The sequence below is a fragment of the Alishewanella tabrizica genome, assembly GCF_014652375.1.
Lineage (GTDB): Bacteria > Pseudomonadota > Gammaproteobacteria > Enterobacterales > Alteromonadaceae > Alishewanella > Alishewanella tabrizica.
The window spans coordinates 114,482-141,354 of record NZ_BMYR01000004.1; the positions used below are offsets into that span (position 1 = coordinate 114,482).

Here is a 26,873-nt window from a genome sequence, read left to right on the forward strand (position 1 = left end):
TAATTCATTAATATTGATTTTTGTTACAGTTCTTTGTGACGAGCTTTTGTGCAAAGGTACCTTACCCGCGACATATCTTGTCGCAACACTGCCTTATGCTGGGTTATCTACTAGTCAGAGGTGTCTATGTCCGCAAATCGCCAGATCTTAACCACCCCAAAAGAGTTACAACAATTTCTTTCGTTACAGCTAAAGCTGCTGGAAAACGCTGAGCATGCGTCGCTGGTCGCGCCGGTGATGCTATGGGGGCCGCCGGGTGTAGGTAAAAGTACTATCGTACGCGAACTGTGCAAAAAACAGGGGATTGGCTTTATCGATATCCGGCTTGCCCAGCGCGAGCCGGTGGATATTCGTGGTTTACCGGTGGTGCGCGGTGATCAGGTTGACTGGCTACTCAGTGGCGAGTGGCCACGCGATCCGAACAGCCGTGGCATTATTCTGTTTGATGAAATCACTGCGGCCGATCGCAGCCTGCAAGTTGCGGCTTATGAGATTATTCTGGATCGGCGGCTAGGTGATCTTTACCAATTACCCCCTGGCTGGTTGGTATTAGCGGCAGGGAATCGCAGTGGCGATCGCGCAGTGGCCTATACCATGTCTAGCGCCTTAGCGAACCGGTTTTGCCATTTGGAGCTTAAAGCCGACTTAAACAGCTGGACGCTGTGGGCACGTAATCATGAACTCGACGATGGCATGATTGCCTTTTTGCGTTATCAACCACAATGTTTTTTTGATATGGAAACCGACGTTGAACGGGGTTGGCCTAGCCCGCGCAGTTGGGAGAAAGTGTCGTTTTATCTAAAACAGCGCGAGCAATTAGGCGAAAGCCTGCTGCAAAAAATACTCTGTGGTTTAGTGGGACCGGGTGCGGCTTATCAGTTAATCGCCTTTTTGAAATCACGCTCTGAGATGCCAGATATTGATTTAATGCTCAACGGCAAAGTGCCTATTCAGATCCCGGAGCGGCCAGATATGCTATTTGCTTTCTGCTCTGCTTTAAGTCATCAGCTTTGGCGGCAAGATACTATGTTAGACACCCGTATTGGGCGTTTTCTGGATATTGGCGTTGCCATGAGCGCCGACTTCGCTACGTTGGCATTGGTAGATTGTTTACAGCATCCAAAGGAGAGTGAAGTTCAAAGACGAACCGATTTACTGCTGGGGCATAGCAAATTTAGCCAGTGGTCTGATAAACACGGGCAGCAGGTTAATCTGGGTAAAGGGGCTAACCTGGCCGAGGATGCGCCGATATGACAGCGCCGCTCAGTATTCAATGTCGCTATCCCAATGCGCTGGAACTACGGGATAAACAGCAGATGCAAGAAGAGTTAGCGCAGCTGCGTTCAGATATGTTGCTGAGCCAGCCTTTTGTGGCGGTGTTGGCCATGCGCTTAAAAATGGTTGTGGTGGTGGATGATCGGCTGCCTACCGCCTGCACCGATAGCCAGCATATCTTTTTTAACCTGGAGTTTATGCGTAAATGCAGTGCGTCACAGCGGCGGTTCGTTATCGCACATGAGGTGTGGCATTGCGTTATGGGGCATTTTTTACGCCAACAACAGCGTGATCAACAGCGGTGGAATTTCGCCTGTGATTATGAAATTAATGGCATCCTGAGCTACTTTTTTAAACGTGATGATCTGCCTAATAATATTTTATTTGATGAGAGTTATCGTGGTAAATCTGCCGAGCAAGTTTATACCTTGCTGGGTAAATTACCGGAAAACGAGTGGACAGAAACCTACTATCAGCCTGGCAATCGATTACCCGCTGGCGGAGCACAGTTTGACCAACATCAACCTGATCTCAGTATGCCAGATTTAGTGGAATTTAAGATTGACCCTGATTTCCGGCCACAAAGCCCCACTGAAATGGATGTTGAACGTTGGCGCGAATTTACCGCCTCAGCGGGACAAGTTACTGGGGTTACTGCAGGTAGCTTCGGGGCAGATGTGCAACAGGTAATAAAAAATGCGCTGAAACCACAGCTGAATTGGCCTACCTTATTACAGCGTTTTATTCAGCGCACCATAAGTGGCAGTTATCAATGGCATAAACCGGCCCGACGCTATCTGGCTCAGGGTTTATATTTACCTGGCAGGCAAGGGCAGTGTCTGCGGTTGACTCTCGCCATTGATACCAGCGGAAGCACCTTACAAGACTTGCCAAAGTTTTTAGCCGAGCTTACTGCCATCTTACAAGGTTTTGAACAGGTACAATTGCAGGTGATAAGCTGCGATGCCAGCATTACCGATATCAGCTTTTATGACAAATCTGATCTGGCCGCGCTCACAAAGTGGCAAGCTAAGGGGCTAGGCGGCACCAGTTTTACCCCGGTATTTCATTATATCGCAGACGATCCGGATCATGTGGGCGTACCCAATGCGCTAATATTTTTTACAGATGGTTATGGCAATGCGCCAGTAGAGGCACCTGCTTATCCGGTAATTTGGGTGCTAAGCCCTGATGGTCAGCCGCCGGTAAAGTGGGGCGAAGTGCTGCATCTTCAATGAACCGGATAAAATGAAGAAATAACATCTCTTGATAAAACCTTAAGCACATAACGCCAGCATCATGACGATAGCTGGCGTTTTGGTTAGGTGATTAAGCGGATTTCGCCAGTGCGGCCTTGGTATACCATACCTTTACACTGTCATAGGAAACGTCTGCAAATCTCGCGATATAAGGTAATTTACTGTCGTTTGCCATAGCCAAAAGTTGTGGCCGAACATATTCAGGAAATATTTTCATAGCAGCGGGCAGAATACCGCTTAGTAATTTAGGCGATACGCTTTGCAGTAAAAACTGGAACAGTACTTTAAGCAGCTGTTGCTGCTCAGCGTTATCACCTTCTGCTGTAGCGCAAAGCTGTTTAAAATAATGACACAACCGCTTTAACCCAGGTACTAAGTTTTCATTCAAATTTAACCAGGTATTAGTTTGTGCCAGTTTTTTCTGCGTCATTACCCCCAAAAAATCCAACTTCTCGTCCAACAGCAGATGGTCAGCCTCACTACTTAGCATGGTACATAGGGTAAAAAAGCCCACCGGCTCACTGGTTAATGCCGTCTGTACCATCAAGGGCATAAACTCGTCTGCTTCTGGCAAGCCGTTACGCTTTGCTTTTAGCCAAAGTAGAAAATCGGCTTCATAGCTCTCAAAAATACGATCAATTTTGATATTCCAGCGCCAATGTGACACCTTAATACTCGTTGGATCCTGGCGAAAATTCACCTGTCGGCGCTGGTTTTTCAGTTGCAGAATTGCCCGTAATTCCCATAACCTAGCAATATCATAGCCAAGCTCAGCCAGTGCCTGTAACAGCATAATAGCATGGCCAACGTTGTAGGGCTTGTATTGGCGCAGAGCCTGCTGCAGCAATGCCTCTACTAATTCCTGATCCATGCGTTCTGTCAGTTTTTGCAGGGTGTCGCGGATCATGCCTTCATTGATAGAAAAACTGGATTGATCCAGTAATTCCGGCGCAAAGATACCGTTGGTAAAAATTAACGGCGAGCCAACACGTAAGCGCTGCAAGTTAGGGCAGTCGGTGACATGTAGCTGGTCAATCTGATCGGCAGCCAATTCAGTCAGCGCACTGCGGCGCAATTTAACACTGTTCCAGCGCCCGGCTAAGGCAACACTGCCATGTGCCGCATCGGTAAACTGCACTTCATCAGCGCTGAAATCTGCAGGCGCAGTGAGCTGACTAAATTGCGGGCACTGTTGTAGCTGCAGGCGCGCCAAACCCGGCTCTAATACTGCAATGCTGCGCAAGCCTATGGCTCGTTGCACAACAAGGTGTTTTACCTGACTAATTGTCAAACAATCAATGCCGGCGATATCGGTAAACAACAGATGATCAATATTGGCAAAGGTAGGGATAATCGCCTGTTGATAACCTCCGTAGCACACCACAAGGCTGTGTTCTGGCAATTCCTGCAAGGCAGAAAAATCGCTTACCGTCATTTGGCTTAAATCAAAAAAGACCACTTCATGAAACAAGGCCGCTTTAATTTGCGGGGTAAGCGTGAGCAGCTCGTAATCCTGCAGCCAACACATATCTAAATGCGCTAATGGGGCTTCAATCGATAAGCCATGTGGAAAATTCGGTAAATCAAGATGGATCACCCAACGATTCTCGCTATGCCCACTGAGTTGCATGCTTTTTAACGCACTTGCTCCTTGAACCCGCACGTGCCGCTCGGCAGGCTCAGGGCAATGCAACGCTAATGTTTGCAATGCACTAACCTGATAAAGGTCTAAGTGTTTAAGTTCGCGCTGCTGAATATGCACGTGCTCCACCAAATTATCGGTTAAGCAACTGCTGTAATCTTGGTTTAAGGGTAAAGGCGAGGTATCGCTAAAATGTTTAATAATCGTCATAGCGTATTCCAATTATTAAGAAATGTTAGCGGTAGCTGCATTAAAACCGGCCAGCAGCTCAGGTAAGCTTATTACCGTCAGCCGGTGGGTATAGTATGCCCCGGTATCAATATAAGCACGGTTGCTAATAAACTCTGGGGTTCTTACCACCACATGGCCGGATACCACGTAATCGATATTGGATACGCGTAACCCTGCTAAGTCATTTAATTGTTTAGCTTTTAAGATCCCACGGCCAGAGAGTAAGCATCGATGCCATCGCGGCTCGCCAGCCGCATTTTTCTCAGTTTGGTTACTCAACTCAGTATCATTTGCTAAATCGCGCAAACGCTGCCAGCAGTTATCTGGCACATCACCATGTACCACACCAATACGTGCGTCTGAGGTGATAAGTTCTAGCGCCAATGGCTCAGTTGCTAAGCGCTTCAGTTTTTCAAGTACAGTATTCGCCTCATTGCGGTCAAAGGCTTTAAGACGATCAAACCAATCACCATCGTTCTGCATCCAGTAACCATAGTCACCAAGCGGATAGTGATCATGGTTACCCGTAACCATGGCGGCATATCCTTTGCTAAGTCCTTCTAAAACAAAATCAACCACTTGCGGGCAATAGGCACCACGATCAATTAAATCACCTACCAACACCAGCAAATCGATGTCTGCGCTAAACTGACGAGCATGTAACGCCTGTTCAAGCAAGTCAAAACGGCCATGAATATCACCACAGAAGTAAATGTTGCGATAGTGCTCAACATTAAGCACCTTAAGTTTAGATAAAGGCTGAGTTGGATCTGTCATCGGCGCTACTCCTATAGAGTGATGTTTATCAACTTACTAGTGTAAACAGTGAGTGCGACAAGATGTGTCGAGATACGCCTTTTAGTGCCAATTAAAATGTGGTTTAGGACAAGCATACGACTTGATTCGATTTGCAGATATAGGCACTAAACTAGAGGCAAGCTTAAAGATTATAGAAAAATCACGACGCATTTTTTACTCGACGCAATTTGTCGCACTTACCCGACATACTGGTATTCCATTACAGAGGAGTGCCACTATGCCGATAGCAAAGCGTAAATCACGTCGTCATCAGCCAGAACTAGATTTGGTGGGGAGCCCAGATTGTCCACCAATATTTATGCTGTGGAATTTTCGGTTAATACTTGAATCAGGTGTACTTGTAAGGTTCTATGATCAGGACGGTACATTAGATCGCCAAGATGCGCAAAGTGTTGGGATCCCTGATGACGCGATGGATTTTGACCGTGCCGAGATGCAGCGCTATCTAAAACAGCAAATTAAAGAATTAGAACGCCAGCCAGAGCAAGGTATTCCCTTGTCTTTATTGGCAAACGCTCAGTTATTGGCACAGTTAGTGGGTTTAAATGAGATTGAACAACATATTTTAATGTTTGTTACGCTTATTAAAACCGAACAAATTGTTAATAACCTTTGTGAGATGATTCGTATTAAGCAGCACAGCAGCCTGTGCAAAATGGTAGCTAAAACGCTGAACTTACCCCTTACAGCTATAAAATCAGCGCTAAATGACAAATCCGCGTTGCTGACAACCGGCATCTTACAGCTGGAAGTGCATAGCTTTGGTAATACGTTTAACGATTGCTTTGACTTTTTTAGTCAAAAGTTTAGTGAGTTATTACTGGCTGAAAATGCCGAACCTACGGCATTTTTTCAAGATATTATTAAGCAAGCTCCGGCACCTACTCTTAAACTTGAGCATTTTAGCCATATTCAGCCCGATCTGGATATTTTGTTACCCTATCTGCAGCACTGTACAGAAACCGATAAAGTTGGCGTCAATATTCTGCTCTATGGCCAGCCAGGTACCGGTAAAACCGAACTGTCGCGTTTGCTGGCACAGCAGCTAAATGTCAATTTACATGAGGTAAGCTGCGAGTGCGATGAGGGTGACGCTATTGATGGAAATGCCAGAATGCGGGCTTATCGATTAGCACAGCGCTGCCTAGCAAATACCAAAAATGTGTTGTTATTTGATGAAGTAGAAGATGTGTTTAACCAAAACCCTTTTGCTCGCCACTCTGAACAGCGCAAAGGCTGGTTAAACCGGATGCTGGAGCAAAACCCGGTACCGACCTTATGGTTAACCAACAATCATAAGATTATCGATCCTGCGTTTATCCGCCGCTTTGATCTGGTGATTGAAATGCCAATACCACCACAAGCACAACGCGCCGAATTTTTATTTAAGGCGGCAGGTGGGATCTTAGCTGAAAGTACAGCAATGCAGCTTGCGGCACATCCCATGCTGTCTCCAGCGGTAATTGACCGTGCCAGTAAAGTAGTGCAAAGCATTCAGCTCGATGCTGATAAACATGATAAAGCAAAAATATTGCAACGTGTTATGCAGCAAACCTTGTCAGCGCAGGGCCATAACCTACCGTTTGGTAAGGGGCAGGAATTAGGTGAGGTATACGATCCGGCGCTTATTAATACCGAAGCGAATTTAAGCCGGATTATCGAAGGCTTAAAACTGCAGGGTAGTGGCCGGTTGTGTTTGTACGGGCCACCGGGTACCGGTAAAACTGCTTTTGCGCACTATCTGGCAAAGCAACTGGCTAAGCCGTTAATTATTAAGCGCGCCTCGGATCTGTTAAGCCCTTATATCGGTGAAACAGAAATGGCAGTGGCCGCAGCCTTTAACCAGGCCGCAAAGCAGCAGGCTATCTTGCTGATTGATGAAGTCGACAGTTTCTTACAAGATCGCAGTAAGGCGCGGCATAGCTGGGAAATCAGTATGGTCAATGAGTTGCTGACACAGCTTGAGCAATTCGACGGGCTTTTTATTGCCAGCACCAATCTGATGCACAATTTGGATCAGGCGGCACTGCGGCGCTTTGATCTGAAAGCCTGCTTTAGCTACTTAAAGCCGGCACAGGCGCGGCAATTACTGCAGGCACATTGCCAGCAATTAGGCTTAGCGGTTTGTGAGTCGAGTTTGCAACGTGTCGCCAGTAGCGCCTTATTAACACCTGGCGATTTTCATGCTACACGCCGACAAGCACGGTTTCAGCCTTTTGCCAGTGCACATGCGTTTGTTACATCGTTACTGACCGACGTAGCTTTGAAATCGCAGGCTAAAGATCAAGAGAGCAAAGGCATTGGCTTTTTGCAATAACCCTGTACTTAACACCCCAGCGGTATAACGCTAACTCGCGCTATACCTCGAGGTTCTACAACAAAGCAGGCACGGATGCCTAACCCGCCGCATATAGCGCCGCAGTACCCTGAATTTTAGCAATAATATCTTGGCGAAGCTCGGGAGGTGATAGCACCTCAATGGCCAGTGAGTGAGATAAAATCCACCACTGAATTTGCCAGCCATCAATAATGGTGGCGCTGAGTTCAAACCAGCCATCTTCTATAGGTGAAAGCTGCATATCCTGTGACAACGGCGCTTCATGTAAAATTTTTGCCAAATGTTGGTTTACTCTCGCCACCAGTTTAATGGCATTACCGCTACCAAACTGCATGGCACCGGACTGCACATACTTCGCCAGTGAAAATCCATCAAGCGTTTTTAACGGCGTATCGGTTAGTGTTAGTGATTGAAAGCGATGCAGTGCAAACAAGCGCTCATCAATGTAATCACCAATAGTCGCCACCAGATAAGTAATATGGCCGCGTTGCACTAACCCAAGCGGGTTAATCTGATACTCCTTTTGTACCTGATCATGGATGGCCGTATACACTACCGCCAGCTGTTTGTCTTCGGTCATCGCCTGTTGCACCGCTTCATAATGCTCAGCTGGCGTTGTGGGCGGTGTTAAGGGTAAAGCGGGTGAGATTACGGCAATTTTATCGGCCAATAAGCCTTTGCTATTGCTGCCATCTAAGGCATTAATTTTGCGTTTCGCCAAATCAAAGCGATCTTTTAAGCCTTGTAGCATCGTGTCTGGCAGGATAGTTTTTAAAGTCCCTTCAACCAGCTGCAAAATCATCGCATCAGCAACGCTAACGCCCGGAATATCACTGGTTTTATCTTCCATCCAGCGCCAATACTGGGCATTGCCTTCTTTATTACAGTAAATAGGAAAGGGGATCGACAAATCAATGAGATCTCTATCCACTGTGCGGCGGGTTACATCAAAACCATTGGCACCAAGCTTGTCATGAATTTCGCTAACACTAATCCCTTTTCCATGTTTAGGGATCATCTGTAGTACTTCCCACTGGCGGCTTATCGAGGCGTTATTTTTATTTGATGGCATCGCTGGTTCCTTGCAAATATGCTAATAAACTTATCTTAAATGCTGAATAGTGAAATAGAAAGATAATAAAATCATCAATTAAACCAATTGCAGCAAGAAACAGCTCACTAAAAAACTGCAAACTATAACGAGATTTTACTTGCAGCAAATAGTATAAAAGTAATAGCTAAAATGCTTGCCAGATAATAGTCATATATGGCATTAATATGGGTAATTTGAAAACCAAGGAGGGGTGTTATCCGGTGGTTAGGTGATTGTCTTGTTCTAATTGATCTAACTCTAAAAGGCGAGCACAAATAAACTGAACTATCTCTTCTTCTGTCATTCCTGCTTCTTTGACACTATAACCACGAATTTTTTTCCCTCCTTCCAGCCAGCGTTTAGCACTTAAACCGTTTAGTATGAGCGAATCAGCTCTACGCTCATCAAGTCCGTTACGAAGGCGAACGTAAATACTAAAAGTCGTTATATCAGCTTCGCCAGATAAAAACAGCACAACATCCGAGTCAGTATCTTTCCAATTAGACAAAGCAAATCGTAAAGCGGGGTAACCATCCCAGTTATGTAAGCGAATTACAACATCTTGCTCTAACTTGTTTTGTAATTTAGCTTGTAAATGATGATGGTATTCATCGATGGCTTGCTGCTTAGTTTGCTGGAGCTCTTTAATTGCGGTAAGATTTTTTATAACAAAATTAAGTGTTGCCTTATTAACAGAGGGTTGCGACATAAGACTCTCCAGATGCAGAATAAATTCACGAAGTAGCAAGGACCATTTATTGATAGGTTGCGAAATAAACTGTTCTGCCAACTGCACTTTTATTGCTGAAATCAGCGCTGGATAGCTAATACCATGCCATCCGCTGGGCGGTTTTTCGCCTGTTGGCGAGAGAACTACAAAAATCGCTGCTTTGCTGTTAAAGCGAGTTTTTTGTTTTTCCTTAACAAAGTTTTCGTAGTCACTAAAAGGGTTATTTTGTTGATGGTAAATCTTATTTTCTATCAACATAACCCAGTTGGTACCCTCCACAAGCAAGTCAATTCGTTTACCCGTTTTGGTTGTTACTTCTCGCTCTGGTGGCCCGGCTAAGGCATGATCCAGCTTATGATATTCTTCTGGCAGGCAATAAAGCAGCGCTTTTAATACGATAGCCCCGAGCATATGCTGGCCATTACTGTCACAGAAAAATGCTAATATGTCAGTAGTCGGATTTTCGTAGTAGCCTTTGCTGCCAATACTGAAAATGGAGGGCTCAGCGACATCTATCGGCGGAAGTTGACGAAATTCTTCAAGCAGCTGCTCAAGTTTTGACATTTGGGTTTCCATACCTAGCCTTATATTATTAAAATTAGCATCAAATTAAACTTGGACCTTATTTAGTTATTATGCGGCGATAGTTGCTGTCTTTCAATGATTTAGACCTTATGCTCGCAAACTATATCAATGCTGTTTCTTGGTTGGTAAGTTGTTAAAGCATCTTCCTATATTTGAGGCAGAAGTAAGACATTGCCGCAACGCTCCAGAGCTATAGTGATAACACTAATCTCGCTGACAGCTTTTATTAATGACTATTTTAGATCGAAGTAACGGCAATTTATGCCGCACTATGTAAAACAGTGACAGAAAGTTTGGTAGCAATTATTACAGATACAAAAAAACCAGCTTAATACTGGTTGATTGTTGATTGCGGGAGCCCTGAACTTTGTGAAGAGCGAACCGACGATCTTCGGGTATGCCCGAAATTCAGATACAAAAAAACCAGCTTAATGCTGGCTTAAATGTTGGTTGTGGGAGCCCCGATCTTTGTGAAGAGCGAACTGACGACTTTCGGGTTTGCCCGAAATTCAGATACAAAAAAACCAGCTTCATGCTGGTTTAAATGTGGGTTGTGGGAGCCCTGATCTTTGTGAAGAGCGAAACGACAACCTTCGGGGTTGCCCGAAATTCAGATACAAAAAAACCGACTTTATTAGTCGGCTTAGTTGGTTGCGGGAGCCGGATTTGAACCGACGACCTTCGGGTTATGAGCCCGACGAGCTACCAGGCTGCTCCATCCCGCGTCCATGAATTATCTCCGAGCAGTAGAGATAATCTGTTTTTTTTGCAATGCGTTAACTAAGTTACTTCTAGTAAGAAGTGCTAAGTTGGTTGCGGGAGCCGGATTTGAACCGACGACCTTCGGGTTATGAGCCCGACGAGCTACCAGGCTGCTCCATCCCGCGTCCGTCATTGCGGGGCGCATCTTAGTGTTTTTAAGGTTGGCATGCAAGGGTTAATTTGTAATTTTATTACCGTTCGGACATAAAGTAGCCAGCATGCGGTTTAAAACAGCATTGTGCGGGAAATTGCAGCGTTAAAGTCTGTTTATATGGCTGAATACGCATTCGCAATGTGAAATACTTTTACCTCATTTTCCTACTTTTATTTCAGGTATGAATTCTGCTGCGGGGGCTAATAAAGTTGCCGCACGCAAAAGCCCATTTCTGCTATACTACGCGCAATTTTCTTTTAAGGTTTGCTGCAATGCTGGAATTTTGGGCTTTAACGTCGAAGGGCGTGGAAGAGCTATTAGCTGATGAGATCCGCTCTTATCAGGGTGAAGTGCTAAAAGTGTCGATGGGTGTGGTACGTTTTAAGGCCGATGTGAAAACGGCTTATACCCTTTGTTTGTGGTCGCGGTTGGCAACGCGCATTATGCGCTTAATTCAATCGGAGCCGGTGACGGCCGAGTCTGATATTTACGAGATCGCCAGTAAAATCGATTGGGGCCAGTTAATGTCGGTGCGTCAAACGCTGGCCGTTGATTGTGTGGGTAAGCACCCAAAAATCGATAATACCCAGTTTGGCGGTATGCGCTTAAAAGATGCCATTGTCGATCAGTTTCGCGAAGAAACCGGCCAACGGCCCGATGTCGATCGCTTAACACCTGATGTACGCTTTCAAGTGCGCTTAGATAAACTGCATTTCCACTTCTTGTTAGACTTTTCTGGTCCATCCTTGCACCAGCGCGGTTATCGCAGCGGGCAGGGTGATGCGCCCTTAAAAGAGCATTTAGCCGCCGCTTTATTAAAGCGCTCTGGCTGGGTGCCGGGTACACCGCTCTTTGATCCCTTCTGTGGTAGCGGCACCATCTTAATTGAAGCGGCACAGCAAAGCTTAAATATGGCACCGGGTTTGGCGCGCGAGAGCTTTGCTTTTGAACGCACGCCAGGGCATCGTGCTGCGGTATGGCAACAATTAGTATCGGAAGCTAAAGCTGCGCAAATCGCCCCTGATCAGTTAGCGCTGGGTAATACCATCCAATTTTGGGGTAGTGATACTGACGAGCGTAGCTTAAGCAAAGCGCGGCAAAATGCAGCACGTGCCGGTGTTGCTAACCTAATTAACTTTGATTACGGCGATGCCACTGCGTTAAAGCATAAAGTGTGCGACGCGAACGGTATTATTGTGACCAATCCGCCATATGGCGAGCGTTTGGGCGATTTACCCTCACTTATTCCGCTGTATAGCAAGTTTGCGCTGTCGTTAAAGCAGCTATATCAAGGCTGGCGCTTAGCTATTATTACCTCGAATAGCGATTTACTGCGCGCGCTGCGTTTATCAAAAAGCAAAGCCTATAAATTTAGCAATGGCCCGCTCGATTGTGAATTTACCTTATTTGATTTAACCGAAAAGCAGGTGCAGGTTAGCAATAACGCGCCGTCACTGTTTTTTAGTGAAAGTAGCTCCTTTGGTAATCGCTTGGCGAAGAATCTAAAGCAATTACAAAAATGGGCTAAGCGTGAAGGCTTAAATTGCTATCGCTTATACGATGCCGATATTCCAGAATATAACGTGGCAGTCGACTGGTACGACGGCGAAGTGGTGGTGCATGAGTATGCCGCACCGGCTACCGTTGATGAGCAAGTGTCGCAAAAACGCTTATTTGATGTGGTTAACCAAGTGCCTACGGTACTGGGTATTAGCCCAGATAAGATGATTTTAAAGGTGCGCGAAAAGCAAAAGGGCACCAATCAGTATCAGGCACTGGCTAAAGCTGGCCAATACAAAGAAGTGTCGGAGTATGGTGCTAAGTTTTGGGTAAACCTGCGCGATTACTTAGATACTGGCCTGTTTTTAGATCATCGTATTACCCGGCATTTAATTCAGCAGCAAGCCAAAGATAAGCGGGTATTAAACTTGTTTGCCTATACCGGTACTGCCTCGGTGCATGCTGCGTTAGGTGGCGCGCAAAGCGTGACCACGGTTGATATGTCGAATACTTATCTGGATTGGGCCAAACGTAACTTTATGTTAAATGGCTTAAACGGTAAGCAATACCAGTTTGAACAAGCCGATTGCTTGCAGTGGCTGGCGCGTAACCGCAATTTATTTGATTTGATCTTTGTGGATCCGCCGACATTTTCTAACTCGAAACGGATGGAAGATAGCTGGGATGTGCAGCGCGATCACGTGAATATGCTCAATATGCTGGTGGGCAAAATGGCGCCAGGCGCCAAAGTGATTTTCTCTAACAATAAGCGCCGCTTTAAAATTGATAGCGCTGCGCTTATTGAAGCGGGCTGGCAGATTAAAGATATCTCGGCCGCCACCTTGCCAGAAGATTTTAAGCGTAACCCAAATATCCATGTCTGTTTTGAGTTAACTCGGCCATGAGTCGTTACACCCTTTATAGTACGTGGGGCTGCCATTTATGCGAAGACGCCGAGGCCTTAGTTAAGGCTGCCGGTGTGGCAGGCGAGTTACAGATTGTGGATATTGTCGATGACGAACACGCCTTAGCGCGTTTTCGGGTGCATATTCCGGTCCTAGCTTGCACCGATGCCCAAGGGGTAGAGCAATTATTATATTGGCCATTCGATGCTGCAGCCTTGCAGCATTGGTTGCAACAACACTCAACGCACCTAATGCAAGCAACACATTCAAAGGATACAAAGTAGTGGAGTTATTACGTTTTCAGCAGGCGAGTTTAGCCTTTGGTACCCATCCGGTATTAGATCATGTGGATTTTAGCTTGTTTACGGGCGAGCGCGTGTGTTTAGTTGGCCGCAATGGTGCCGGTAAATCAACCTTTTTAAAATTGTTGACCGGTCAGCAAAATTTGGACGATGGCCAAATTGTGATGACCAATGGCGTTATTTTAAGCCGCTTAGAGCAAGATCCACCGGCGAAAATGGATGTGAAAATTGCTGATTTTATTCGCGAAGGTGCCGGTGATTTGGCCGATAAGCTGCAACAATTTTATACCTTATCAGAAAATCTAGAAGGCGCCGGTGATGCTGAGTACCGCTTATTTGAGCGCTTACAAAGTGAACTGGATGCCCGCGATGGTTGGGGATTAGAGTCTCGGGTGCAAATGCTTTGTGAGCAATTTGCGATGGATGGCAATAACTCTTTAGCCACCTTATCGGGTGGTTGGCTACGTAAAGCGGCACTGGCCCGTGCGTTAATTGCCAAGCCCGATATTTTATTACTGGATGAGCCTACCAACCACTTAGATGTGGCCGCCATTAATTGGTTAGAGCAATTTTTATTAAGCTTTAACGGTGCCATTATTTTTATCTCGCACGATAGGGCTTTTATCCGTGCGTTAGCCACCCGCATTATCGATTTAGATCGCGGCCAGCTCACCTCGCATCCTGGTAATTATCAGGAATATCTGGATCGCAAACAAAAGATCTTAGAAGACGAGCAGCAGCACAATGCCCTGTTTGATAAAAAGTTGGCCGATGAAGAAGTGTGGATCCGCCAGGGCATTAAAGCACGCCGTACCCGTAACGAAGGGCGGGTTCGGGCACTGAAAGCCCTGCGTCAAGAACGCGCGGCGCGGGTAGAAGTATTAGGCAAGGTCGATTTTAATATCGAACAAGCCGCTCGCTCCGGTAAGCTGGTGTTTGAAGCGAAAAATCTAAGCCATGCGTTTGGTGGTGTGCCTATTCTGCAAAACCTCGATTTGCTGGTGATGCGTGGCGATCGTATTGCCTTAGTCGGCCCGAACGGTGTCGGTAAATCGACGCTGATTAAGTTGTTATTGGGCGATTATCAGCAAGACAGTGGTGAGATTAAGCGCGGCACTAATATTGAAGTCGCTTATTTTGATCAGCATCGTATGGCGCTCGATTTAAACGCCACCGTGCAAGATAACGTAGCCGATGGTAAGCAAGAAATTATGCAAAATGGCAATAGCCGCCATGTGCTGAGTTATTTGCAGGACTTTTTATTCCCGCCACTGCGGGCTCGTACGCCGGTTCGTGCTTTATCCGGTGGTGAGAAAAACCGCCTGTTACTAGCCAAATTATTTGCTAAACCGAGTAACTTGCTGATCCTCGATGAGCCAACCAACGATTTAGATGTGGAAACCTTGGAGCTGTTAGAAGATATTCTGCAGCAATATCAAGGTACGGTTCTGCTCGTTAGCCACGATAGGGAATTTGTGAATAATACTGTCACCAGTTCTTTGCTATTTGCTGGCAATGCCAAAATTGTTGAAATTACTGGTGGTTATGACGAAGTGGTTTCTTGGCAACAACGGCAAAGCGCCGCAAGTAGCAAAGTTAACAGCAAAGCAGAGTCAGACAGTAGTAAAACTGTTGAAAAGCCTGTTGAGGCTTTAGTTAGCAACGGTAAAAAGTTATCATACAAAGAAAAGCGCGAGCTGGAGCTATTACCGGCACTGATTGAGCAATTAGATGCGCAGTTATCCGCGTTACAGTTACAAGTAAATGATGCCGACTTTTTCAAGAACTCGGCCGAGCAAACGCAGCAAACGTTGAACCTATTACAAGAAACCGAGTCGAAGCTGGCGCAGGCGTATCAGCGCTGGGAAGAATTAGAAGCTGCAATTTCGTAAATTTTTAGGGGCCATGCATGAAATTATCACCGATCAGCCTAGCAGTATTGCCGTTGCTGACAGTTTTTACGGCGAATGCCGCGGTGTATCAGATCGTTGAATTAGATACCACCAATAAAGTAAGTAATACCAGCGGCGTAGCCGCAACACCACAGGGTGATGTGGTCAGCAATGGCAACATTGCGTTGGATTTTCAGATTGATCTGTCTGCCATAAATTTTGACAGTGCAGCTATTACTGCGTTGTTAACAGCTGAGCAATTAGCGGATGCAAAAAACGGCAATATCGATGCAACAGTTACCGGTATTTTAGTCAATTATCTCGCCTCGAATGGCGGCTTACGCAATCAACCCGTGGGTACCTTGCGGGTACTGCGCCAACCGCAAAACGGCGTAACTGAGCAAGTGGTGTTTCGTGATGTTGCTGGTACAAAAGGTAATAACGAATTTGCGTATGGCGTGAATAATGTGGGACAAATTGCTGGCTTAGCTACAGCGCCCAGTGTTAAAGCCACGTTTACTGAAACATTAGTACCCGTTGAAGGTGAAACACCGCCAGAGATCCCGGTGATCCCGCAACCCGAAACGGTATGGGTGCCTGAACCAGGTTATATGCTGGGCTATGTTGCTGATGGTACTCGCAGTATTTTATTACCGCCAGCCTTTACAGGATTAGGTGGGGGGATGTCTGCGGCTCAGGGTATTAATAATAATGGCCAAGTCGCTGGGTTTACTTCTACTGGCGTAACCAATGCCCTAACTGAAACAGTGCAAACCTTATGTAATGGTAATGCTCAGCCAGTGCAGTTTTGTTTAAATGCCCAGATGTCAGCGCGTGCCATTAATTTAAATGTGTTGTTAGGTCAGATAAGATCCTTCGAAACGCTAGATGCCGTTCCACAAGGTTATGCTGAGCGCGCAGCGATTTGGCAATTGGCTAATGATGGAACCGCGCAATTAAGTCGCACCATGGGCTTTTTAGGTGAAAAGGGCACTGGTGAGGTTGCGCCTGCCTCTGAAGATTATGCTGTACCGGTATATTACAGCCGTGCCACCGCCATTAACGATAGCGGTATTGCGGTAGGACACTCCGTTTATTCTGATGTAAACCGTACGATCCGTTTCTTTGATAACATTGGCAGTGAGTTTAATCGGGTTTACAGCGCGCCGCATGCGACCATTTATAATGGTCAAGATGTCACCAGTATTATTAATCCAGATGAATGGTTAGCCAGTGTGGCTACCGATATCAATAATGATAATTTGGTTGTCGGTTATGCGCTGAAAAACTTAAACAGTGTCGTGCGTAATCGGATGTTTACCTACAATGTAGATACGAATACGTTGAAGTTTCCTAATGGTTTCTTTAATACGTCAACTACTGAGCCGTTAGATTTAAACAATAATGGCCAAGTGGTGGGCAGAGCGGAAGTGATTGTAGGCGGCACCATCACTCGGCGTTTACATGCATTTATTTATGATAATGCGACGGATACCTTTCAGGATTTGAATGATTTAGTTGGCTGTGATGCGCCAACGTTAGTAGAAGCAACGGCAATTAACGATAATGGTGAAATTTTAGCTACAGCGCTCATTAATCGTCCGCGTTTAGGCCCTACAGGTCAACCGCAATTGGCTGCAGATGGCACGGTGTTAATGCAAGAACAAGCAACGGGGGTTAAACTGCGTCCTATTGCTAATGGTCAGCCTGCCAATTGTAACAGTGAAGCTGATGTATACGAGCGTAAAGGCGGTAGCTTCTCTAGCTTATGGTTAGTGTTATTAGGTGCCTTACCTTTTGTACGCCGCCGCAAAGCACTGTCTCGTAGCCGCTTCTAAGCGGATACGTATTATCGAGATGGCTCAGGTGCTAGATAATAGCTGAGTCTTAATATGAAAAGCTGCTTAGGCAGCTTTTTTGTTGGTTGAGAATCACTTAAGGTTTAATTAGCGTTTTTTGTTCTAGTTGATTCTTTTTAAGAACTTTTTGCTCTAATAAAAGGTTTGTCATTAAAATGACATCAAATCATGCTGTTAGCGTATGTCAAGTGCTTTATTTACAGAATTGCGTTTGAACCTTTGCGTCTTGTTGGCTATCTATTAAAGTGTCACTTAGTGATGCGTGTGCGCGCTAGGTGCCTTTTTAAACCACAATGTTGAGGAAGACTGCCGTATGAAAAGACAAAAACGAGATCGTCTGGAACGTGCTAATGCTCAAGGTTATCGTGCTGGTGTTACTGGCCGATCAAAAGAAATTTGCCCCTATCAAAGTTTAGATGCGCGCTCCGAGTGGCTTGGAGGATGGAGGGCAGCCATGGAAGACCGCAACGTCGGTTTATTTAATAAAGGTACCTAGTGCGTTTATCAACGCGGGCTTTGTGTATTGTCACTTTGTAAGCGCGTTTTAACGTAAACCACAAGCGGTACACCAAATGGCAGAAGCCCCGTTGATACGGGGCTTTATGATTTTAACCAGCGTTACGTTTGCAGCTGTTGCTAGTTCAACACCCCATTTCTGCTTGGCATACTTTGAGAGTGCAATGTTAAACGCTGTCTAAGCGGTATTAGAAGCTTGAGGTGTCTTGAAACAAACCTACTTTTAAATCGGTCGCTGCATAAATATCACGGCCGTCAACACTCACTACACCATCACCAATACCCATAAACAACCTACGTTTTATTACACGCTTCATATTGATTGTGTAGGTTACTTTTTTCGCGGTAGGCAATACTTGCCCGGTGAATTTGACTTCGCCTACGCCCAATGCGCGGCCTTTACCTGGACCACCCGCCCAACCTAAGAAAAAGCCGACTAATTGCCACATTGCATCTAAACCTAAACAGCCAGGCATTACCGGATCACCTTTAAAGTGACAGGCAAAGAACCACAGATCTGGATTGATATCCAGTTCCGCAATAATTTGGCCCTTGCCGTATAAGCCGCCTTCTTCTGAGATATGTAGGATACGATCCATCATTAACATGTTGTCAGACGGAAGTTGACTGTTACCCGGCCCAAAAAGCTCGCCGTTAGCACAGGCAATTAAATCTTCTTTTGTAAAGCTATTCTTAGTCATGTATGTTTAATCCAATAAAAATGCTGCGTCAGCTTAGCGAACAGCTGTACGCTAAACAAGTCCGATTTGTCTAAGTTTTAAAAAAAGTTTCCCCTACACTTCGCGTAAACGGGTCAAACCGATACCGACGTCGTGTGGATAACTGGTTAAACTGGCCGGGCAGGTACCTAAGTTGCATGGATAAATGGTGATGGGATGAGTAGCGAAAAGAATAAGGCGTTAACGAATGCTGAGAAACAGCGACGTTATAGAGAAAAGCAAAAAGGATCGGGTAAGAAGGAGCTTCGTGGTTACCTCACCCCAGAGGCCTTGTTATGTTATGACGAAATCGTTCAAAAAACCCAATGGAATGACAGTACGTTGTTAAGTAATGCGATTCGCTTGATGTACGCTGCGCATAAACTGGGGCAAGTAGGTATTTTAAATAGTTGGTTGAACGAACATAAACGCTGAGAGATGACGTCAGGCAGCTGGAAAGGTATACTAGTAGGCCATTCGCTTAGCGTTTAATTCAGGAAGGCGTCATGATTTTATTTGTTCGAGATCTTACCGTAATCGACTTTTCGTATTTGCATCATCAACGCGGTATGTTGGGAGAGAGCTTTATTGTCGATGTTGAATTAGAGGGAGAGCTTGACGATACCGCCATGGTGTTTGATTTTGGTAAAGTAAAAAAAGTGATCAAGCACGCCATTGATCAGTTGGTTGATCACAAGCTGGCTATCCCTGCGCAGTGCAGCCGCTTAACGCACTCAACAGCTGATTCTATACAACGGGTTCGATACGACAGTGAACGTGGCACCCTGCAATTAGCCTGTCCGGCAGAAGCATTTGCTTTTATTCCGGATACCAATGTGAACGAACAAAGTCTCACGCGCTTTTTAGAGCAGCAAATTAAACCGTTATTACCTGATAATGTGGCCGCTTTACGTTTAACGCTGCGACCTGAAGCTATAAGTGGGTTTTATTATCATTACAGCCATGGCTTAAAAAAGCATGATGGTAATTGCCAGCGCATTGCGCACGGGCATCGCTCAACCATTCAAATTTATGCTGATGGCATGGTAGCGCCGCGGTTAAATAAAAGTTGGAGCGAGCGTTGGCAAGATATCTATTTAGGTACCGAAAGTGATTTGGTTACCGCGACGCAATTGCAATATTTAACGCCCTTGGCAGACGATCTTAGTTTTCGCTATCAAGCGGCGCAAGGATGGTTTGAATTAACCCTTCCTGCAACACATTGTGAGTTGGTTCCCTGCGATACAACAGTAGAATGCTTGGCCGATTATATTGCTGATCAATTAAAAGCAGCAGATCCTCTTAAACAGATTAAGGTAATTGCATATGAAGGTGTGGGTAAAGGCGCTATTGCTATGCGTCAGTAGTTTTGCCCTGTCAGCGAATGATGTTCTGTTAGAAGGGACGTTAACACAGGGCAGTTTAATTCGTGCTCAGGCGCCAGCAGGCGCCGAAGTATGGTTTAACGATACTGCCGTTAAAGTAAGTTCTGAGGGGCATTTTGTATTTGGTATTGGCCGAGATGCGGCCTTGAAACACCGCTTAACGGTAAAGTATGCGGGTAAAACCCAGGTGTTTCCGCTCGAGTTTAGCGCGCGGGAGTATGCCATTCAGCGCATTACTGGGGTAGAACAAAAATACGTTGAGCCACCAAAAGACGTGACTGCCCGCATTGCCCGTGATAATAAACGGGTACGAGAGGTGCGAACCGTACTCAGTGATAAGCTGGCTATTTTTGCCGAACCAAAACGCCCAGCACCAGGACGTATCAGTGGGGTTTATGGCAGCCAGCGTTTTTTTAATGGGCAACCCCGTAATCCTCACTTTGGTATTGATATTGCTGCGCCAGTAGGCACGGCCGTTGTCGCGCCGTGGGAAGGTAAGGTGCTAATGGCAGAAGATTTATATTTTTCTGGCCTTACCATGATAATTGATCATGGTTTTGGCGTAACCTCAACCTTTATGCATTTAAATCGGTTTACGGTTGGTGTGGGCGAACGTGTGACACAAGGACAACACATCGCTGATGTTGGGGCCACTGGGCGAGTAACGGGCCCCCATTTAGATTGGCGGATAAACTGGCAACAAGAACGTTTAGATCCACAATTATTGTTGCCTGAGTTTACTCCCGTTCAACGGCTGCGATTAGCCCTTTAACCAATTGTTGAGCTTCTCTGGCTCGCTGATGGTTAACATGGCGACTATTTTTGCGGCTTGGCGTAGCGGTAACGATAGAGTAAGTAAACGATCTTTGCGAAATATCACCAACGAGTGCTCTGACCCCAGAGGCAAGCGTCGTAATAGCTGTGGCAGGCTATGTTCGGTAATTTTAACGCCTGCTACTGCCAATAATTGATCGCCGCTCATCAGCGATGCCTGCTGCGCGGCCGAGCCCTGATACACTTGATGGACAAATACGCCATTCGGTTTATACGTTAGCGTGCATCCTAAATTAGCACTCGTGACACCCTCATATTGGCCCGAAAGATCATCCATGGTGTTTGGGCTTCGCCACTGTAAATCTAAGCCTAAATAGATCAAGCTATTTGCCAATGGTAATGGTTGGGCGCAATCTATCCATTGTTTCAATTGATCAGCCAAATGCGGTAATTGCCAACGTTGTAGCAGGGTAAAGATACTCGATTCTGTAGTACCCTCATAACGGTAGTGTTGATACAGCTCACGACACAATTCGGCTAAACTGCGCCCGTGCACGCGTAACTCAGCTTCCAGTAATAAAGCGACTAAGGCGCCTTTCGCATAATAACTGACCACACTGTTTACGGCATTTTCATCTTGTAGATAAAACTTTGTCCACGCGGTAAAACTGCTGTCGCTGAGGCTTTGCACCCGCTCTGATGGGTTACGCGTGACGCGAGAGATAAGCTTTTCAAGTGACGTAAGATACTGTTTTTCATCAATTAAGCCAGATTTCACCAAGGCTAAATCGTCAAAGTAAGAGGTAAAGCCTTCGTACATCCATAATTGACGACTGTATTGCTCTTTTTCTAATTGATAAGGGATAAAACAGGCGGGTTTTAGCCGTTTTACCCACCAGGTATGAAAATATTCGTGGCTAAATAATCCCAATAAATTTTGATAGGCGTCGGCCTGTTTTGGCTGGTGCGCAATAGGTAAGTCACTGCGATTACATAGCAGCAAGGTACTAAATTCATGCTCAAGGCCACCATAACCTTGCTCTGTTACCCACAGTAAAAACCAATATTGGTGCAAATCATCTGGTAACGATCCAAATACATCACGCTGTGCTTGGCAGAGTGTCGCAACGTCGTTTACTAAGCGTTGTTCATCAAAGATCGTGTTTCCTGTTACTAGTACGTAGTGCGGCACATCATCCAGGGTAAAGTGTTGTAGCGAGAAAATCCCAGCCACAATGGGGCTATCAATAAGATGTGCATAGTTTTTCGCCTCAAACGTGCCAAATTGAGTCAGGCTGGCAACGTTGGATTGGGCAAGGTTTTTTATAATGCCCTTTGCAGTATGCATTTCAGCGCGCTCTACAGCACCCTGTTGAGGGTTTTCAGACGTTCCATTATCGGATAAGCGCGGTAACGCGGTACCGACTCGCCAGTTTTCGGTTACGCGTTGCTGTGGTTTGGCGAAATAAAACTGTTGTGGGCATTCGGTTAACGCAGAGACGGCTAAACACAAACAGGCAGGATTGAGTATGGCGACCTCATCATCAATATAAGCGGCTCTAACCGAGAGATCATTGGCATAAAGATGGTACTCCACCGTGACAACGCTATCACGACAACGAAGCTCCCAGCGCTGCTTATCACGTTGCTGCAGGGGTAACTCACCTGTGTGATCATAAGCCCGAATGTGCAGAATGTGCCGCGCAAAATTACGAATCATGTAGCTGCCGGGGATCCAGCTGGGCAAGCTAAGTTCGTGTACCGGATTTTGCGGGGTAAAAGTTAAAGTCATGGCCAAAGTATGAGTACTGAGATCGGCGACTTGCAATTGATAATGCACGCAGGGCATAAAATCTCTCCATCAATCGTATCAACGTTACGCTAAGGTTGCGGTTAACGTATAATAACGGTTGATTTAGTGATTAGGGTAAAAAGATGTCAAACGAAGCAGTAATTAGTAAGCGCATTGAATATGCAGTAACCCGTGTAACCAAAACTGTATTCCCAGGAAGAACCAATCATCACAATACGTTATTTGGTGGTGAAGCTTTAGCTTGGATGGATGAAGCCGCTTTTATTGCAGCAACGCGTTTTTGCCGTAAGCCGCTGGTAACGGTGTGTTCTGATCGTGTAGATTTTAAAGAGTCTATTCAGGCCGGTACCATTTTAGAATTGGTAGCCAGAGTGTCTCATGTTGGCCGCACGAGCATTAAAGTACAAGTGGATATTTTTGTTGAAAATATGTACGACGATAATCAACATAAGGCAATATCAGGTAGTTTTACCTTTGTTGCCTTAGATGAGCAGCGTAAACCTACCCCCGTGTTAGATGCGACGCTTGTGTAACTGGCCCGACCTTGTTATTTTTAGCGGCATGCCATCACCCTATATTCTAAGAGGTCGATATCCTTATGAAAACTGCCCAGCAATGGTTTAACGAATACGCCGTTAGTCATCAACATCCCACCAATAAACTGATCCATTGGTTGGCGGTACCTACCATTTATGCCACGGTGATTGGTTTGCTGTGGCAAATACCTATGCCGATTGCCAGCTTAGCCGAGCAGGGTATCAATTGGGCATTATTGTTGTTGATGCCAGCCTTATTGTTTTATTTTTTATTGGCATTTAGCCTCGGGCTAGGCATGACCATTTTTTCGGCCGCGGTAGTCACGCTGATTCGTATGCTAGAGCAACAAAGCGTGATCGACATTTGGCAACTTTCGCTGTTAGTCTTTATCGTGATGTGGGTGCTACAATTTGTTGGCCATAAAATCGAAGGCAAAAAACCGTCATTTTTTCAAGACTTAGCCTTTTTGCTAATTGGTCCAGCCTGGTTATTAGGCTTTGTGCTGAAACGATTACATATTCGCTATTAAGCAGCGTTCTTGCTTACACAATCCTTCGATAATGTTATGGCTTAATTCCTTACTTGCGATTAATGTCTGGCTAAATACGGCAGGCGGGTAAGGTTTTGGCCACGTTGAAGGCTATAATGGTGCCATTCGTGTGTGTTAACCGGCGTGAAATTTGAACAAACTCTTTGAAGACAGAAATCGTCAGTTTTGGATCCTGCATACGCTAGGTTGGCTTGGTTTTGCTATTGTAAATTACTTAAGCTCATTAATGCTGGATACGCGGGATGCGTTTCTCATTGTGATCAGTTTAGACGCCTATGTTGGCTGGTTACTCACCATTCCTTTACGCTATTTGTATCGAAAAGTGTGGTTTTGGGATCCGTGGAAAATGATCCTGGTGGTGCTTGGGGTGGCATTGTTTATTGCCATGCTGTGGACGGTGATACGCAACTTTAACTATTGGGAGATTTATCGCCACGGTTATCGTCCGTCCGATTGGCTGCTTTACATTAAAGACACGCCTGCTGCATTTTATGTCATGCTTAGTTGGAGTGGATTGTATTTTGGGATCAAATACTATCAAACCTTACAGTTAGAAAAACAAAAGCTGCTAACGGCGATGAATAAAGCGCATGAAGCCCAACTTAAAATGTTGCGCTATCAACTTAACCCACATTTTTTGTTTAATACGCTTAATGCTATTTCAACGCTGGTATTGATTAATGACAACGACACGGCGAACAAAATGGTAAGCCGGTTGAGTGATTTCTTACGTTATTCGTTATACAAAGATCCCATTAACAAGGTGATGCTTGAACAAGAAATATATGCTGCACGTTTGTATTTAGAAATTGAAAAAGTGCGCTTTTCTGAACGTTTAACCATTACCATTGATCTTGAGCCTGGCACCGAAAAAGCGCTGGTACCCAGTTTAATATTGCAACCGCTGATTGAAAACGCTATTAAATATGCCGTGGCCAGTCAGGTTAATGGTGGTGAGATTGCCATTAAAGCCAAAATATTTGGTCACGATTTGTTATTAGAGGTGGCCGATAATGGGCCGGGAATGTCGTTGATTGATGGGGCGGTGAAAATCCCAGACAATAGTGATAGTGGTGTGGGTTTAGTCAATACGCGTGAGCGTTTGGCGGCGTTATACGATAATGATTTTGCCTTAGTACTAACCCATAATGAACCACGGGGCGTAAAGGTGAATATAAGAATCCCCTTACAATTAGAAAAAACGGAATCCGAGCATGCTTAATGTCATAGTGGTAGACGATGAACCTTTAGCGCGAAAAGGGATGTTGGTCCGGCTAGCCGCCTTTAGCGAGTTAACCGTTGTTGCAGAATGTAGTAACGGCCCTGATGCTATAAATGCTATTACAGAACTTGCCCCTGATTTGGTTTTTCTCGATGTTGAAATGCCGGGTATGGATGGCTTTGCGGTGCTAAAGCATTTACAGCAACAAAGCATAAAAATGCCTTATGTGGTTTTTGTTACCGCCTATGATCAATACGCGTTTAATGCGTTTGAGGTAAATGCGTTAGATTACGTGTTAAAACCCGTTGAGCCGGAGCGGTTAAAAGCGGCAGTTGAAAAAGTCATTACGTACCATGGTGCTTCGGACAATCAAAAACATAAAGATCAACTTACTGCTGCGGTGGCTCGCTTAACCGGTGATCAGCCTGATATGATCTTAGAGCGTCTTGATAAAGCAGAGCCTGTTGTTGGCAGTCGTTTTCCGGATGCCATTAGCATCAAAGACAGTGGGGAAATTACCCGAGTGCCCGTGGCCGAAATTGATTGGGTGGATGCGGCAGGGGATTATATGTGCATTCATACCCGAGACGGTCAAACGCACATTTTACGGCGCACCATGAAAGAATTAGAAAGCGAACTTGATCCACGTTTATTTGTTCGAGTGCATCGTTCAGCCATTGTCAACGTGCACACCATTGCAAAGTTACAAATGCTAAGTAACGGCGAACACCAATTAGTCTTAACCAATGGCCAATCCGTTAAAGTCAGCCGGAGTTATAAAGATCGGGTTAAACAAGTCTTTAGCCATTAGAATGCTAAGGCCTGTTGGCCTTTGTTGGTTAGAAACCTGTTCCCCCTAGTGCGCTAGTTGCGGCCAATTTGCTGTTGCCAGCGCACTAAGTAAGGATCAATAGCCTTACTACGATCCCCCGTTTTGGCAAGGGGATACCCTTGTAATGTGCCACTAACTTCTCCAGCCATCTGTAAATGTTCACCATTAATCACCAGTTCTACAGCAAAAGCGCCCAATTTTGTCGCCAAAATACGATCAGCACCTACTGGGCTGCCTCCGCGTTGAATATGCCCGAGAATACAGGCCCGACATTCAACACCAACGGCGTTAGTTAGTGCCTCGGCCAGTGCGCTGCTACCACCAGGATAACTGTTTTCTGCTACGACAATAATGTAGCTGGCTTTGCCTCTTAATAACTGAGCATGCTGAATAGGGGTGATGATGTGTTGTAAATTATGCGGGTCTAAAGGCCCAAATTCTGGACAAATAATTTGTTCAGCGCCACCAGCGATCCCGGCCGCTAAGGCTAAATAGCCACTGTGTCTCCCCATAAGCTCAACAAGAAAGATACGTTCAAAGGCATCTGCAGTATCACGAATTTTATCAATAGCATCTAGGGCGGTATCTAACGCCGTAGCATAGCCAATGGTCATATCGCTGCCATCTACGTCATTGTCGATGGTCCCTGGAACTCCGATTATTTGCCCTTGGTAATGTTCGGCAATCGCTAAGGCGCCTCTGAAGCTGCCATCGCCGCCAACCACAATGAGGGCATCAATATTAAGTTCATGTAGGGTGGCGGCGGCATGCCTTGGTCCCTCAACAGTGTGTAACCCCGGACAGCGCGCACTTTTTAATATTGTGCCACCACGTTGAATAATATTATCAACATGGTGTGTCATTAGGGGCTGATAGTCTTGTTGCAGTAATCCAATAAACCCATGTTTAAAGCCAACAACGTCAATCTGGTGATGCGCCGCGGTCAGCACGATAGCGCGAATAGCGGCGTTCATACCAGGTGCATCACCACCTGAGGTGAGAACACCAATACGTTTAACCATAGACATGATAGTGTGTTCCTTTAATATGTAAGTGCTTTGTGCATTCGCTGTAGCTGGCAAGGGCGTGCTGCCTAACCTATTGCTTCATCTATCGTTTCGCTTGCCTGCGCTGTAGGGATAATCAAGTATAGTGATAAAACGCCGAAAAACTTTGATT

General features: G+C 45.5%; 22 protein-coding genes and 2 tRNA genes. 15 read left to right on the forward strand and 9 right to left on the reverse strand.

The window, feature by feature from the left end; translation table 11 throughout:
* Nucleotides 1-126: 126 nt before the first annotated feature.
* Together IE070_RS05950 and IE070_RS05955 are read left to right on the forward strand one after the other, a co-directional pair.
* The gene (locus IE070_RS05950; RefSeq protein WP_189481445.1) at nt 127-1,254 is read left to right on the forward strand and encodes an ATP-binding protein; all 1,128 of its coding nucleotides are present in this window, start codon (nt 127-129) and stop codon (nt 1,252-1,254) included.
* A complete protein-coding gene (locus IE070_RS05955; protein WP_189481447.1) occupies nt 1,251-2,513 on the forward strand; it encodes a vWA domain-containing protein in 1,263 nt (420 codons plus the stop codon). The genes IE070_RS05950 and IE070_RS05955 overlap by 4 nt, the downstream gene beginning before the upstream one ends.
* A gap of 91 nt (nt 2,514-2,604) precedes the next feature.
* Here IE070_RS05955 and IE070_RS05960 read toward each other — a convergent pair whose 3' ends face one another.
* Nucleotides 2,605-4,386, reverse strand: coding sequence for a hypothetical protein (locus IE070_RS05960; protein WP_189481448.1), 1,782 nt, complete (start codon nt 4,384-4,386; stop codon nt 2,605-2,607).
* 15 nt (nt 4,387-4,401) lie between these two features.
* Entirely contained in the window at nt 4,402-5,184 is a 783-nt protein-coding gene (locus IE070_RS05965; RefSeq protein ID WP_189481450.1) for a metallophosphoesterase, read from the reverse strand.
* Between the two features lie 259 nt (nt 5,185-5,443).
* Between IE070_RS05965 and IE070_RS05970 the strand changes: the two genes are divergently transcribed.
* A complete protein-coding gene (locus IE070_RS05970; protein ID WP_189481452.1) occupies nt 5,444-7,543 on the forward strand; it encodes an AAA family ATPase in 2,100 nt (699 codons plus the stop codon).
* A 79-nt stretch (nt 7,544-7,622) separates the two neighbouring features.
* Here the strand turns inward: IE070_RS05970 and IE070_RS05975 are convergent, their stop codons facing one another.
* The 4 genes from IE070_RS05975 to IE070_RS05990 all read right to left on the reverse strand — a co-directional run bounded on the left by IE070_RS05975 (nt 7,623) and on the right by IE070_RS05990 (nt 10,859).
* On the reverse strand, nt 7,623-8,636 hold the full coding sequence (locus IE070_RS05975; RefSeq protein ID WP_189481454.1) for a helix-turn-helix transcriptional regulator: 1,014 nt from the start codon (nt 8,634-8,636) through the stop codon (nt 7,623-7,625).
* A gap of 235 nt (nt 8,637-8,871) precedes the next feature.
* A complete protein-coding gene (locus IE070_RS05980; protein WP_229796951.1) occupies nt 8,872-9,951 on the reverse strand; it encodes a PDDEXK-like family protein in 1,080 nt (359 codons plus the stop codon).
* 669 nt (nt 9,952-10,620) lie between these two features.
* Nucleotides 10,621-10,697, reverse strand: a tRNA-Met gene (locus IE070_RS05985).
* A gap of 85 nt (nt 10,698-10,782) precedes the next feature.
* Nucleotides 10,783-10,859: transfer RNA gene (locus tag IE070_RS05990), tRNA-Met, on the reverse strand.
* A gap of 301 nt (nt 10,860-11,160) precedes the next feature.
* Here IE070_RS05990 and rlmKL point away from each other — a divergent pair.
* From rlmKL to rmf, 5 genes are all read left to right on the forward strand, one after another.
* Nucleotides 11,161-13,293, forward strand: a complete 2,133-nt coding sequence (gene rlmKL, locus IE070_RS05995; RefSeq protein WP_189481458.1) for a bifunctional 23S rRNA (guanine(2069)-N(7))-methyltransferase RlmK/23S rRNA (guanine(2445)-N(2))-methyltransferase RlmL — start codon at nt 11,161-11,163, stop codon at nt 13,291-13,293.
* Nucleotides 13,290-13,577: a glutaredoxin family protein gene (locus IE070_RS06000; RefSeq protein WP_189481460.1), complete on the forward strand. Its 288-nt coding sequence runs from the start codon at nt 13,290-13,292 to the stop codon at nt 13,575-13,577. Before rlmKL ends, IE070_RS06000 begins: the two co-directional genes overlap by 4 nt.
* Nucleotides 13,577-15,487 carry an ATP-binding cassette ATPase Uup gene (gene uup, locus IE070_RS06005; protein WP_189481462.1) on the forward strand — a complete coding sequence of 637 codons (1,911 nt, stop codon included), beginning with the start codon at nt 13,577-13,579 and terminating at the stop codon, nt 15,485-15,487. Before IE070_RS06000 ends, uup begins: the two co-directional genes overlap by 1 nt.
* Before the next feature lie 17 nt (nt 15,488-15,504).
* Nucleotides 15,505-17,325 carry a DUF3466 family protein gene (locus IE070_RS06010; protein ID WP_189481464.1) on the forward strand — a complete coding sequence of 607 codons (1,821 nt, stop codon included), beginning with the start codon at nt 15,505-15,507 and terminating at the stop codon, nt 17,323-17,325.
* Nucleotides 17,326-17,659: 334 nt separating this feature from the next.
* Nucleotides 17,660-17,842: a ribosome modulation factor gene (rmf, locus tag IE070_RS06015; RefSeq protein ID WP_189481466.1), complete on the forward strand. Its 183-nt coding sequence runs from the start codon at nt 17,660-17,662 to the stop codon at nt 17,840-17,842.
* Between the two features lie 208 nt (nt 17,843-18,050).
* Here rmf and fabA read toward each other — a convergent pair whose 3' ends face one another.
* Entirely contained in the window at nt 18,051-18,563 is a 513-nt protein-coding gene (gene fabA, locus IE070_RS06020) for a 3-hydroxyacyl-[acyl-carrier-protein] dehydratase FabA (RefSeq protein ID WP_189481468.1), read from the reverse strand.
* A 195-nt stretch (nt 18,564-18,758) separates the two neighbouring features.
* Here fabA and IE070_RS06025 point away from each other — a divergent pair, with 195 nt between their 5' ends.
* The 3 genes from IE070_RS06025 (at nt 18,759) to IE070_RS06035 (ending at nt 20,738) form a co-directional block, all read left to right on the forward strand.
* The gene (locus IE070_RS06025) at nt 18,759-19,016 is read left to right on the forward strand and encodes a hypothetical protein (RefSeq protein ID WP_189481470.1); all 258 of its coding nucleotides are present in this window, start codon (nt 18,759-18,761) and stop codon (nt 19,014-19,016) included.
* A 71-nt stretch (nt 19,017-19,087) separates the two neighbouring features.
* Entirely contained in the window at nt 19,088-19,948 is an 861-nt protein-coding gene (locus IE070_RS06030; protein ID WP_189481471.1) for a 6-pyruvoyl trahydropterin synthase family protein, read from the forward strand.
* Nucleotides 19,908-20,738, forward strand: a complete 831-nt coding sequence (locus IE070_RS06035) for a M23 family metallopeptidase (protein ID WP_189481473.1) — start codon at nt 19,908-19,910, stop codon at nt 20,736-20,738. Before IE070_RS06030 ends, IE070_RS06035 begins: the two co-directional genes overlap by 41 nt.
* Here IE070_RS06035 and IE070_RS06040 read toward each other — a convergent pair.
* A complete protein-coding gene (locus IE070_RS06040; protein ID WP_189481475.1) occupies nt 20,727-22,589 on the reverse strand; it encodes a M61 family metallopeptidase in 1,863 nt (620 codons plus the stop codon). The two genes, IE070_RS06035 and IE070_RS06040, sit on opposite strands and share 12 nt — an antisense overlap.
* Before the next feature lie 86 nt (nt 22,590-22,675).
* On the opposite strand from IE070_RS06040, the gene IE070_RS06045 reads away from it, so the two are divergent.
* The 4 genes from IE070_RS06045 (at nt 22,676) to IE070_RS06060 (ending at nt 25,673) form a co-directional block, all read left to right on the forward strand.
* A complete protein-coding gene (locus tag IE070_RS06045) occupies nt 22,676-23,086 on the forward strand; it encodes an acyl-CoA thioesterase (RefSeq protein WP_189481477.1) in 411 nt (136 codons plus the stop codon).
* A gap of 65 nt (nt 23,087-23,151) precedes the next feature.
* Nucleotides 23,152-23,619 carry an Mpo1 family 2-hydroxy fatty acid dioxygenase gene (locus tag IE070_RS06050; protein WP_189481479.1) on the forward strand — a complete coding sequence of 156 codons (468 nt, stop codon included), beginning with the start codon at nt 23,152-23,154 and terminating at the stop codon, nt 23,617-23,619.
* Between the two features lie 151 nt (nt 23,620-23,770).
* Nucleotides 23,771-24,862 carry a sensor histidine kinase gene (locus IE070_RS06055; RefSeq protein ID WP_189481481.1) on the forward strand — a complete coding sequence of 364 codons (1,092 nt, stop codon included), beginning with the start codon at nt 23,771-23,773 and terminating at the stop codon, nt 24,860-24,862.
* Nucleotides 24,855-25,673, forward strand: coding sequence for a LytR/AlgR family response regulator transcription factor (locus tag IE070_RS06060; RefSeq protein ID WP_189481483.1), 819 nt, complete (start codon nt 24,855-24,857; stop codon nt 25,671-25,673). Before IE070_RS06055 ends, IE070_RS06060 begins: the two co-directional genes overlap by 8 nt.
* Nucleotides 25,674-25,726: 53 nt before the next feature.
* Here the strand turns inward: IE070_RS06060 and IE070_RS06065 are convergent, their stop codons facing one another.
* Nucleotides 25,727-26,722: an ATP-dependent 6-phosphofructokinase gene (locus tag IE070_RS06065; RefSeq protein WP_189481485.1), complete on the reverse strand. Its 996-nt coding sequence runs from the start codon at nt 26,720-26,722 to the stop codon at nt 25,727-25,729.
* Between the last annotated feature and the right edge of the window lie 151 nt (nt 26,723-26,873).

Bases quoted from the DNA above. Each gene is read 5' to 3' on its own strand.
- rlmKL (WP_189481458.1), top strand. From the start codon at position 11,161: ATGCTGGAATTTTGGGCTTTAACGTCGAAGGGCGTGGAAGAGCTATTA.
- IE070_RS06050 (WP_189481479.1), top strand. From the start codon at position 23,152: ATGAAAACTGCCCAGCAATGGTTTAACGAATACGCCGTTAGTCATCAA.
- IE070_RS05975 (WP_189481454.1), bottom strand. From the start codon at position 8,636: ATGCCATCAAATAAAAATAACGCCTCGATAAGCCGCCAGTGGGAAGTA.
- IE070_RS06000 (WP_189481460.1), top strand. From the start codon at position 13,290: ATGAGTCGTTACACCCTTTATAGTACGTGGGGCTGCCATTTATGCGAA.
- rmf (WP_189481466.1), top strand. From the start codon at position 17,660: ATGAAAAGACAAAAACGAGATCGTCTGGAACGTGCTAATGCTCAAGGT.
- IE070_RS05950 (WP_189481445.1), top strand. From the start codon at position 127: ATGTCCGCAAATCGCCAGATCTTAACCACCCCAAAAGAGTTACAACAA.
- IE070_RS06040 (WP_189481475.1), bottom strand. From the start codon at position 22,589: ATGCCCTGCGTGCATTATCAATTGCAAGTCGCCGATCTCAGTACTCAT.
- IE070_RS05960 (WP_189481448.1), bottom strand. From the start codon at position 4,386: ATGACGATTATTAAACATTTTAGCGATACCTCGCCTTTACCCTTAAAC.
- IE070_RS05955 (WP_189481447.1), top strand. From the start codon at position 1,251: ATGACAGCGCCGCTCAGTATTCAATGTCGCTATCCCAATGCGCTGGAA.
- IE070_RS06065 (WP_189481485.1), bottom strand. From the start codon at position 26,722: ATGTCTATGGTTAAACGTATTGGTGTTCTCACCTCAGGTGGTGATGCA.
- IE070_RS05970 (WP_189481452.1), top strand. From the start codon at position 5,444: ATGCCGATAGCAAAGCGTAAATCACGTCGTCATCAGCCAGAACTAGAT.
- IE070_RS06030 (WP_189481471.1), top strand. From the start codon at position 19,088: ATGATTTTATTTGTTCGAGATCTTACCGTAATCGACTTTTCGTATTTG.
- IE070_RS05965 (WP_189481450.1), bottom strand. From the start codon at position 5,184: ATGACAGATCCAACTCAGCCTTTATCTAAACTTAAGGTGCTTAATGTT.
- fabA (WP_189481468.1), bottom strand. From the start codon at position 18,563: ATGACTAAGAATAGCTTTACAAAAGAAGATTTAATTGCCTGTGCTAAC.
- IE070_RS06025 (WP_189481470.1), top strand. From the start codon at position 18,759: ATGAGTAGCGAAAAGAATAAGGCGTTAACGAATGCTGAGAAACAGCGA.
- IE070_RS06045 (WP_189481477.1), top strand. From the start codon at position 22,676: ATGTCAAACGAAGCAGTAATTAGTAAGCGCATTGAATATGCAGTAACC.
- IE070_RS05980 (WP_229796951.1), bottom strand. From the start codon at position 9,951: ATGTCAAAACTTGAGCAGCTGCTTGAAGAATTTCGTCAACTTCCGCCG.
- IE070_RS06010 (WP_189481464.1), top strand. From the start codon at position 15,505: ATGAAATTATCACCGATCAGCCTAGCAGTATTGCCGTTGCTGACAGTT.
- IE070_RS06035 (WP_189481473.1), top strand. From the start codon at position 19,908: ATGAAGGTGTGGGTAAAGGCGCTATTGCTATGCGTCAGTAGTTTTGCC.
- IE070_RS06060 (WP_189481483.1), top strand. From the start codon at position 24,855: ATGCTTAATGTCATAGTGGTAGACGATGAACCTTTAGCGCGAAAAGGG.